Below are 9922 nucleotides of genomic sequence, written 5' to 3' on the forward strand. Positions count from 1 at the left end.
CTTCCCCCCCAGTCAATTATCTTTCACTTACAGACTATGAGGGGGCATAAAAAGGGGTGCGTGCTACTATTTGGCTTTTTGGCAGGATGGGCAGTAATAAGAACTCCTGCCAGACACCTTAATGCGGCGAATCGGTTTACCACAGTTGAAGCAAGGAAGCTCTTCGCGGTTATAAACTCTTAAATGTTTCTGAAAGCTGCCGGAACGACCTTCCCCGTCAACATAATCCCGAAAGCTGGTGCCCCGGTGCTGTATGCCGTCCGAAATAACTTCCACAATGGCCTTGTGCAGACCAGAGGCTTCCCTGGTGGTTAAATCCGGTGCTAAACGTTCGGGATGGATCTTTGCCCGATGCAAAGCCTCATCTACATAGATATTGCCTAAACCGGCAACAAAACACTGATCCAGCAGCAAGGGTTTAATACGAGTTCTTCTACGACGCAGTTCTTTCTTTAAATATTCCCTGCTAAATTCATTCGCCAAAGGCTCAGGGCCCATTTCCCTGAGGCCGGGCATCATGTCTATTTCGGTGGTAGGCACGAGACTGATGCGCCCAAAACGTCTCACATCGGCAAATCTTAAATGTTTACCATCATCCAAATGAAAAATTACGTGGGTATGTTTTTCCTTCGGTAATTCAGCATCACAATAAACTAATTTACCGGTCATTCTAAGATGAACAACCAGTGTTAAACCGTCGCTTAAATGGATGAGCATGTATTTACCCCGACGGCCTAGTGCCTTTTGGAACTTCCTGCCAATAACTTGTTCCAAAAAAATTTCAGTTCGGGGTGAACGGATTACTTCTTCCTTTAGCAGATCCACGTCCGTGATGGTAAGTCCCGCTAAATGTTTTTCTAAGGATCGAACGACAGTTTCTACCTCTGGCAATTCAGGCATTTGTCCACCTCCAGGACAGAGGATTAAATGGGTTTTGCTTCGTACCAATTGGAGCCAAGCTTGATATCCACAACCAGGGGGACATCAAGGGTTAAGGCATTTTCCATACATTGGCGAACTAATTTAATGAGAGGTTCAATTTCGTTTTCCGGGGCATCAAAAATCAATTCGTCGTGTACTTGTAATACCATTTGTGAAGAAAATTGCTGGGCCTTTAATTCCCGATGTATTTTAACCATGGCCAGCTTTATGATATCCGCAGCGGTGCCTTGGATGGGTGTATTCATGGCCGCTCTTTCGCCAAAGTGACGGATATTAAAATTTTTGCTAAAAAGCTCCGGCAGGTAACGGCGTCGATTTAAAAGTGTGCTGACATAGCCGGTTTCCTTAGCTTCCTTGATGACCCGGTCAATATATTGCCTGACACCGGGGCAACGGGCAAAATAGTGCTCGATATAGCCCCTGGCCTCGTTTCGGCTAACCTTTAAGTCTCTGGCCAAGCCAAAATCACTGATGCCATAAACAATGCCGAAGTTTACGGCCTTGGCTTTACCACGCATGTCGGAGGTTACGAGTTCCATGGGTATGCCAAAGACCTCCGAAGCGGTTCGCGTATGAATATCTTGCCCCAGGCGAAAGGCATCCAGAAAGCTTTTATCCTGGGACATATGGGCCAGGACCCTTAATTCTATTTGTGAATAATCCGCAGTTAATAGTAGGTTACCCTTTTGACGGGGAATAAACACCTTGCGAATTTTTCTGCCAGTTTCCAGCCGTATGGGAATGTTTTGTAAATTTGGTTCCGCGCTGGATAATCGGCCGGTGGCCGTAACTGTTTGGTGAAAGGTTGAATGCAACCGTCCACTAACCTGGTCTATCAAGGCTGCTAAACCATCGGCATAGGTGGATTTTAATTTGGCCAGTTGTCGGTATTCCAGCAGCAGCGCCACGATGGCGTGCTCTTCGGCTAGTTTTTCCAGTACCTCTGCATCGGTGGAGTAACCGGTCTTGGTCTTTTTTAAGACTGGCAATTTGAGTTTATCAAAAAGAATGGTGGCAAGCTGTTTGGTTGAATTAACATTAAAGGTTTCCCCAGCCAGTTCATGTATTTGGGCGGTTAGTTTTTCTGTTATTTCCTTCAACTCCGTGGACATTTCCTTTAATCCTTGTTTGTCAACGGCTACCCCGGCGATCTCCATTTCTGCCAAGATACGTACCAAAGGCAATTCCACTTCGGCAAGCAGTCTGTCTTCCTGACGTTCCGCCAGTTTATCATATAATTTCTGGGCCAGCAGTCGAATGGCCTCGGCCCTGGCTGCCTTTGCAGTTTCCCCCTCGGCGGGAAGTACCATCCCCAGATGCTCCAATGCAATATCATTGATATCGTAGGTGGCCGCTGTGGGGTTAAGCAGATAGGCAGACACCATGGTGTCTGCGGCCAAGGCTTTTAGTTCAATACCATGGTGCTGCAGCAACCAGAGGGCTTGCTTGGCATCATGGAAGTATTTCTTTACGGTTTCACATTCACATATTGCTTTAAGTACCGTAAGGCAGGGGTCTGAAACAGAATTGGTTTCGATAACCAATCGATAGACGTCTTGGTCGGCCAGGGCAAGGTAAGCAGCTTCAATGCCATTTTTCGGTTGTCCATCTAAGAAAATAGCCACTTTTCCCTGTTTGGTCACCTCAATTAAGAGTTCATCCAGGTCATCCTGATCCTTGGCGTTGCGATAACCCACCTGGTAAGTTTGCAACGGCGGCAAATCAGCCGACTCCTGCTGGCCCTTAGCTGTTTTAGATACTTTGGGGGTAGTAAGTTGTTTGATTAAAGTCTTAAATTCAAGTTCTTGAAAAATCTCCAAAAGTTTAACACTATCTGGTCCACGCCAGGAGCAAGCAGATAAATCCAAATCCATGGGCACATCACGAATGATGGTTGCTAGTTTTTTGGATAAAAGTGCAATCTCCTCACTTCCCCGCAGTAACTTTTGATGTCTGGGGGAGAGGTTGTCTATGTTTTTGATGATATTTTCGATGGAGCCATATTCTTTAATCAAGGCACTGGCGGTTTTTTCGCCAATGCCAGCCACCCCGGGAATATTGTCCGAGGTATCCCCCTGCAGACCTTTCAAATCAACAATCTGTTCCGGGGTAACACCATATTTATCCCAGACCTTTCCTTCATTAAAAAGATCTGTTTCAGTGATTCCCTTGCGGGTCAGCATAACCTGAGTCTTAGGTGAAACCAACTGCAAAGCATCTCGATCTCCGGTAAGAATTAGCACGTTAAGTCCAGCAGCTTCGGCTTGAGTGACAATGGTACCGATGAGATCATCCGCTTCGAAGCCATCCATTTCAAAATAGGGAATACGCATAGCCTTTAGGACGTCCCGGGCTAAAATAAATTGTGGACGCAGCTCATCGGGCGTGGCCTTGCGGGTTCCCTTGTATGCTGCATATGCCTGGTTGCGAAAGGTCACTTTGCCTTTATCAAAGGCCACCGTCACCAGGCCTGGTTCTTGTTCCTGAATAATCTTTGTGATCATGTTGGTGAAACCATAAACGGCATTGGTAATAACCCCTTTGCTATTTGAAAGCAGCGGGAGGGCATGAAAGGCCCGGTGAATCAGACTATTGCCATCTATTACAATCAAGGTATCGAGGGACAAAGTTAGCACCTTCCTTATTTACACTATCAGAAAGTATAAAAATTCTAATGATGATCGTATAAGAAAAGCGAAGGCTCGCGCCAAGCTTTTCTAAGCATCTTTTAGTATTTTCCTCAGGAAAGTGCAAAATACCTTCCTCCATGTTAATTTTACCAGTGGAAGCTAAATAGGGAAGGGATTTTATGTAAGTATCTCGAAATTATCCCATATTAAAATATTATGAGGTGGTAGTTTGTTAAAACGCTTGCTAGTCATTTTATCCTTTGGCTCTCTGCTTTGGACGATGCCTGCCTATGCCCAAGAGGATGAAGCCATCAATAGTGCAGCAACTCTGGGGGAGGTTTTTGGTTATATAAGTCAATTTCATTTAGCTAAGCCCGATACCACGGAGTTGGCCAATGCCAGCATCAAGGGGATGTTGGATCAATTGAAGGATCCCTATACGGTTTATTTTTCACCCGGTGAATTGGATCATTTTAGTGATGAACTAAATGGTGACTTTGAGGGGATCGGTGCAGAGTTAGAGATGCAGGGAACCTATCCTAAGGTGGTTCGTTTACTGGAACAATCTCCTGCCCAACAGGCGGGGCTGCAAACCGGAGATATCATCCAGCAGGTGGATGGCCAAGATATTGCCGGTCAGTCACTGTCTGATATTGTAAGCATGTTGCGGGGAACCAAGGGAACAACGGTAACCTTGACGGTTAAACGGGCTGCCCAAGAAGACTTCCAAGTGAGTATTACCCGTAACACAGTCCATATGCCTACCGTTTTTAGTGAGCTGATAAATAATAAAATCGGCTACATTGCCATTGATAGTTTTGGTATGGATACCGGAATGGAATTTGGTAATGCCTTGATCGAGCTGACAGAAAAAAATGCTGAATCACTTATCATTGATTTACGTAACAATGGTGGGGGTTATGTGGATTCGGCAGCAGAAATTGCAGCCTATTTACTGGGTAAGGATGAGACTATTTTTATCACGGAGGATCGTAATAAAAGAAAAGATTCCTACTCTACCGAATATGAAGGGGTAGTTCGAAAGATGCCACTGGTGGTTTTAATCAATGGAGAAACGGCCAGTGCTTCAGAAATTTTGGCCGGTGCCCTGCAGGATTATGGCATGGCCACTTTGCTTGGCACGAACAGTTATGGCAAAGGAACGGTGCAGGACATTATTCCCTTGGGTAACGGTGGTGCCCTAAAAATGACCACCGCTGAGTATTTGACCCCCAAAGGGCGAAGAATTAACGGTACTGGTCTTAGACCAGATCGCACGGTAGTGACACCGGCCCTTCAACTACATGGGGCAATACAGTTATTGCAGCCGGAAAAAATAACCCTTCGTTATGGTAATGATCGGGTTAGTATCAACGACAAACCCTTTACCATCCCTGGCCCACAAAGGATAAACGGAGAATATTTTGTTCCCCTGCGCCCGACCATGGAAGCCCTGGGTTACCAGGTGCATTGGGAAAACAACGGGATTGTGGTCACGGGCAGTAATTTGACCTGGCAGCTGCCAACGAATGGGGGTAAAAGCATGTTAAACGGCCAGCCAAAATCTACCCAGCCCTTGTTCAAAAAGGATACCAGTACCTATCTCTCGTTAAAGGATTTATCTTTATTGGAGTGTCAGGTGCAGGTTCAGGGTGATGAAATCGTTATCAATAATTAAAGGATGATGACCGGGGCTTGTTAACCCCGGTCATATTTTTGAGGGACAAAAAGTATAATTAAAAGGGAATGGAACAAAGGGGGGAGATCATGCTCGATTTTTTAGAACCTCTGCTGCACCAAGTGACGGTAATTATTGCAGCCCTTGGCTACTGGGGGGTGGGGGTTGGCATGGCCATTGAAAGTGCCAATATCCCCTTGCCCAGTGAAGTAATACTTCCCTTTGGCGGTTATCTTGTTTATACCGGGAGACTTGGTTTTTGGGAAACGGTAATGGCTGGTACCATAGGGGGTACATTCGGTTCCATTGCATCCTACTACCTGGGTCTGCGGGGTGGTCGACCCTTTTTGCAAAGATATGGTCGTTATTTTGGCGTCACACCAAGTAAATTGGCCTTGGCAGACCGTTGGTTTAGCAAATACGGGGAGGCTACGGTGTTTTTTACCCGTTTGATGCCCATTGTCCGGACCTTTATCTCCTTACCGGCCGGTATCTCAGGTATGAACTTTAAAAGGTTTGTTCTTTATACTTTTTTAGGCTCTTTGCCCTGGAGTATCCTTTTAGTTTATGCCGGATATGCCCTGGGACAAAATTGGCAGGCTTTAAAACCCTGGTTTCACCGGGCGGATTTTTTAATGGCGGGTTTATTGGGAGCTTTGTTAATTTATTACCTTTATTCCAGGAAAAAAAGAAAGCGTTAAAAAGCAATACCCCCCGTTCACTGAATGGGGGGTATTTTCGGTGGTTTTTTGCTAAAGAAGAAATTTTTCAAATGATTATCTTTACGGTTTTTTCTCTTATGGGCAAACAAAGGCCAGGCAAGTAAGGTTAACAGGATGAGTAGGATGGTGACTTTAGTTGCCAGACCCTCAGCTTGACTAAAGCTATGTCCTAAAGCTGTATAAATGATAATTTCTGGCATTTTACCTACAACGGTTGCAATAAAAAAGCCTCGGAAGGTCATTTTACTAAGCCCGGCAACATAGCTAATCATACTGGAAGGAATTACCGGGATTAAGCGAGCCATAAAAACTACCCAGGGTCCTTCGCGGTGACTCATTTCGTCAACCTTATGGATGTAACTTTCTTTAAGATAGCGGGATACGAACCCTCTGCCGAAACCCCGAGCTACGTAAAACGCAAGGGTAGATCCAAGCATTGAGCCTGCCAAGGTCAATAAAATACCATATGCGACGCCAAAGATAAAACCGTTGGCACCGGCCAAGAGAAAAAGCGGTAGGGGAGTAAAGAGAGTTTGCAGGATCATCAAGGCAAGGCAAACAACCACTGTCATAGCCCCAAAGGACCGAAGGTATTCTGCCAGATTTTCTGGATCTGAAAAATAATGTGCGCTTCCGGCAGGGAGTGTATGAACGCCTATAAAATAGATGATTGCTGCGATGACGGAAGTAGCAAGAATTACAAGGGTAATTTTTTTTATCATAGGTTATCCCCTAGTTTAAAGGATATGAAGCAAGTAAACTATACCAAAACCCGGTAATTTTGAAAAGATAAGAGTTTATAAGTTAAGATATTATTTTCATGCCAAAAAAATGCTCCCCTGGAGAACCGTGGGGAGCAAACTTTTATTGGCTAAATACAACAATTAGAAGCATTTTAAAACGCTCCAAGGCCATCAAAGCATGAGGTACATTATTTGGCATTACGATGGTCTCGCCTTTTTTTAACAGATGTTTTTCGGACCCAATGGTTATCTCAGATTCCCCGTCTAAAATGTAGACCATCGCATCTCCTGACGAAGAATGGGAACTGATTTCTTCTCCTTTGTCAAAGGCAAAAAGGGTAACACTTAGGTGTTTTCCCTGTGCTAAAGTCCTGCTGACAACCCTGCCTTCCTGATAATCCACCAGCGATTCTAACTCGATGGCTTTGGAGAATTCAATATTTTTAATAAAATGCTGACTGGACAATAATCTTCCTCCTTATTATGTAATTTCGAAACCCTTTTCTTGAAAAGTCTGTTTGATAGTGGTCAGATTAATCTTCTTGAGGGCAGCACCCTTGGCAATGGTCATAACTCTGCCAGCGGTGTTTAACATGGCAGGTTTAACAATATCAGTAAATCCAAGATCATACATGATGTTGGCTACTTCTGGGTGCTCCCGTACCAATTCATAGATACTTTTATCAAGACTGACGGTTTTTTTCATGTCATCACCTTTTGCTGTTTTGGATACGTTACCCGGAAAGTAAAAATATTATTAAAATTATATACTATTTGCTAGCGTTAGAAAAGCGAAGGGGGGCTCTTTTTCAGCCCCCTAACATCATTTAATCAATGGTTCCCTCACCATATTTCAAAAGCTCGGAGACAGTAACCAATTGGTAACCCTGCTGCTTAAGACCTTCCAACACCTGGGGTAATGCCTCGGGTGTTTGCGAGCAGGTATCGCTGGCATGCATCAAAATAATTGCTCCGGGTTGAGTCCTTTTCAATACACGATCTACGATAACCTGTACGCCAGGCTTTTTCCAATCTAGAGAATCGGCACTCCACTGAATCACCTTGTAATTTAGTTCCTCTGCGGTTGTTAGCACCATATCGTTCCAATCGCCATTGGGTGTACGTATTAATGTTGGCGTGACGCCGGTAACCTGCTTGATTTTTTCCTGAGAGGTAAGAATGTTTTTCTTCACTTCCGATTTGGCATATTCACTTAGATTGACGTGTTCTTCACCATGACTTGCTATTTCATGTCCATCGGATACAATCCTTTTAGGAAACTCGGGATGTTTTACAGCCCAGGGTCCTGAGATGAAAAAAGTAGATTTTACATGATGCTCTTTTAAAATATCAAGAACCGGGCCAGGAACCTCTGTTCCCCAACTAATATCAAAGGTTAGAGCGGCTACCTTTTGGTCTGTTTTCACCTTATAAATAGCATATTTCTTAGCTGTGGCAGGCAATATCTGTTGTTGATATAGAAGCGCCGAAAAAATACAGGCACAAAAAATAAAGGCGCCCAAAAGAAGTACATGCTTTTTAAACTTCCTGTAATCAAAAATAAAAACTTTCAAAACTTACACCTCCTGTACTAATAAGTATTTTGGTTTATTGGGAAATATGTGAAAAGCATTAAAAATTATCCGCATCTTGTAACTTTTTCCTGTTATCACCTATTCCCAATAGACACAAAATAGGGCAGGAGGAGGATGAGGTGTGAATTTTAAAAAATATATAAGTGTTATTTTATGCTTGTTAAGTGTGCAGCTATTATTTCCCGAAAGGACTTACTCTGAAGTAACGGATTCAAGTAAGCCGCCCCAAATTAAGGCCTCGGCTGCTTGCCTGATGGAAGTGGCAACCGGGCAAATACACTTCGAAAAAGAAGGGGATAAAAGAAGGGAACCGGCAAGCTTAACCAAGGTGATGACATCCATTGTGGCCATTGAAAAAGGGAACCTCAAGGATGTTGTAACGGTTCCGCAGAGGGCTGCCCGTGTTTCCATGGGTCAAGATATTGGTTTAAATACAGGGGATAAGTTATATTTGGAGGATTTATTAAAGGCGGCTCTGCTATATTCCGCAAATGACTCAACCGTAGCCATTGGAGAGCATATTGGTGGCAATCACGATCAATTTATTAAGATGATGAATGATCAGGCTGCTGCCCTGGGCATGAAAAATACGAGCCTTGCCAATACAAACGGTTTTCATCATCCTAACCATTACACCACAGCCAATGATTTAGCAACATTAACCTGTTATGCATTAAAGAATAAAACCTTTGCCGAATTTGTTCGAACCAAGGAGGCTACGATTACCTGGCTGCCTAAAGTCACGGATACAACTACCACTGAGGACGAAGAAAAAACACCACCCAAACAACGCACTTTAAGATCGACCAACCGATTGTTACATTCCGATTTTGAAGGGATTGACGGAGTAAAGACAGGAACAACCCCAAGGGCAGGAAATTGTTTAATAGCCTCTGCCACCAGAGAAGGGCGACAATTGGTTGTTGTTATCCTTAACAGTAATAATCGTTGGAATGATGCTACTAGACTGCTGGAATATGGTTTTAATGAGGTAGAGCGGAGAGTTCTCATCGAAAAGGATGAGGTAGTATCTGAAATACAGGTACTGGAAGGAGTAGAGACAAGGGTTGCTTTGGTAACAGCCAATCGGGTTGAGGCCTATGTAGCCAGTATGGACAGTGATAAGATAGAAAGTAGAATTACACGAAACCCGATACCCAGGGCACCGATTAAACAGGGGGATAAGCTGGGCAAAATGGTATTTGTGTTAAACGATAAGGAAATTGGCACCGTGGATCTGATAGCCAACCAGCATATTGAACGACTGGCCTGGTATAAACGTATCTTCGATTAAAGACTGGGGGTCAGGCTGGCCAGCCTGACCTCTAAATTATGCTTGACTTTACAATGATCATCGTATATATTAATTATTGCCGTAAGGTTATTTGAAAATTTAAGGGACGTTAGCTCAGATGGCTAGAGTGCTGCGTTGACATCGCAGAGGTCACTGGTTCGATTCCAGTACGTCCCACCATACCAATAATAAAGGGCGTGTTGCAAAACGTTTATTTGAAAACGTAGGGCGACACGCCCATTTTGATTCATGACAGGAAAATCATTACATCTTTGCAGGTTAGTTTCACTATTTAAGCCCCGTTTTGGGCATAACAAA

Annotated in this window: 9 protein-coding genes and 1 tRNA gene; 4 read left to right on the forward strand and 6 right to left on the reverse strand. The window is 44.0% G+C overall.

Going from position 1 to position 9922, the window contains the following annotated elements:
* Positions 1-66 precede the first annotated feature (66 nt).
* Positions 67-900, reverse strand: a complete 834-nt coding sequence (mutM, locus tag V6C11_RS10480) for a bifunctional DNA-formamidopyrimidine glycosylase/DNA-(apurinic or apyrimidinic site) lyase (RefSeq protein WP_333531110.1) — start codon at positions 898-900, stop codon at positions 67-69.
* A 23-nt stretch (positions 901-923) separates the two neighbouring features.
* A complete protein-coding gene (gene polA, locus V6C11_RS10485) occupies positions 924-3569 on the reverse strand; it encodes a DNA polymerase I (RefSeq protein ID WP_333531111.1) in 2646 nt (881 codons plus the stop codon).
* Positions 3570-3801: 232 nt separating this feature from the next.
* On the opposite strand from polA, the gene V6C11_RS10490 reads away from it, so the two are divergent.
* Together V6C11_RS10490 and V6C11_RS10495 are read left to right on the forward strand one after the other, a co-directional pair.
* Positions 3802-5250: a S41 family peptidase gene (locus tag V6C11_RS10490; protein ID WP_333531112.1), complete on the forward strand. Its 1449-nt coding sequence runs from the start codon at positions 3802-3804 to the stop codon at positions 5248-5250.
* A gap of 89 nt (positions 5251-5339) precedes the next feature.
* Positions 5340-5951, forward strand: a complete 612-nt coding sequence (locus tag V6C11_RS10495) for a DedA family protein (protein ID WP_333531113.1) — start codon at positions 5340-5342, stop codon at positions 5949-5951.
* A 17-nt stretch (positions 5952-5968) separates the two neighbouring features.
* Here the strand turns inward: V6C11_RS10495 and V6C11_RS10500 are convergent, their stop codons facing one another.
* The 4 genes from V6C11_RS10500 to pdaB form a co-directional block, all read right to left on the reverse strand.
* Positions 5969-6694: a TVP38/TMEM64 family protein gene (locus V6C11_RS10500; protein WP_333531114.1), complete on the reverse strand. Its 726-nt coding sequence runs from the start codon at positions 6692-6694 to the stop codon at positions 5969-5971.
* 142 nt (positions 6695-6836) lie between these two features.
* A complete protein-coding gene (locus V6C11_RS10505; RefSeq protein WP_333531115.1) occupies positions 6837-7181 on the reverse strand; it encodes a cupin domain-containing protein in 345 nt (114 codons plus the stop codon).
* Positions 7182-7196: 15 nt separating this feature from the next.
* Positions 7197-7421 carry a DUF1858 domain-containing protein gene (locus tag V6C11_RS10510; RefSeq protein ID WP_333531116.1) on the reverse strand — a complete coding sequence of 75 codons (225 nt, stop codon included), beginning with the start codon at positions 7419-7421 and terminating at the stop codon, positions 7197-7199.
* 121 nt (positions 7422-7542) lie between these two features.
* Positions 7543-8289: a polysaccharide deacetylase family sporulation protein PdaB gene (gene pdaB / locus V6C11_RS10515; protein ID WP_333531117.1), complete on the reverse strand. Its 747-nt coding sequence runs from the start codon at positions 8287-8289 to the stop codon at positions 7543-7545.
* A 142-nt stretch (positions 8290-8431) separates the two neighbouring features.
* On the opposite strand from pdaB, the gene V6C11_RS10520 reads away from it, so the two are divergent.
* On the forward strand, positions 8432-9604 hold the full coding sequence (locus V6C11_RS10520) for a D-alanyl-D-alanine carboxypeptidase family protein (RefSeq protein WP_333531118.1): 1173 nt from the start codon (positions 8432-8434) through the stop codon (positions 9602-9604).
* Between the two features lie 103 nt (positions 9605-9707).
* A tRNA-Val gene (locus V6C11_RS10525) sits at positions 9708-9784 on the forward strand.
* Positions 9785-9922: the final 138 nt, after the last annotated feature.

This window comes from Desulfotomaculum sp. 1211_IL3151 (genome assembly GCF_036763075.1).
In the GTDB taxonomy this organism is placed as follows: Bacteria; Bacillota; Desulfotomaculia; order Desulfotomaculales; family Desulfotomaculaceae; genus Desulfotomaculum.

Bases quoted from the DNA above. Each gene is read 5' to 3' on its own strand.
- V6C11_RS10495 (WP_333531113.1), top strand. From the start codon at position 5,340: ATGCTCGATTTTTTAGAACCTCTGCTGCACCAAGTGACGGTAATTATT.
- V6C11_RS10510 (WP_333531116.1), bottom strand. From the start codon at position 7,421: ATGAAAAAAACCGTCAGTCTTGATAAAAGTATCTATGAATTGGTACGG.
- mutM (WP_333531110.1), bottom strand. From the start codon at position 900: ATGCCTGAATTGCCAGAGGTAGAAACTGTCGTTCGATCCTTAGAAAAA.
- V6C11_RS10500 (WP_333531114.1), bottom strand. From the start codon at position 6,694: ATGATAAAAAAAATTACCCTTGTAATTCTTGCTACTTCCGTCATCGCA.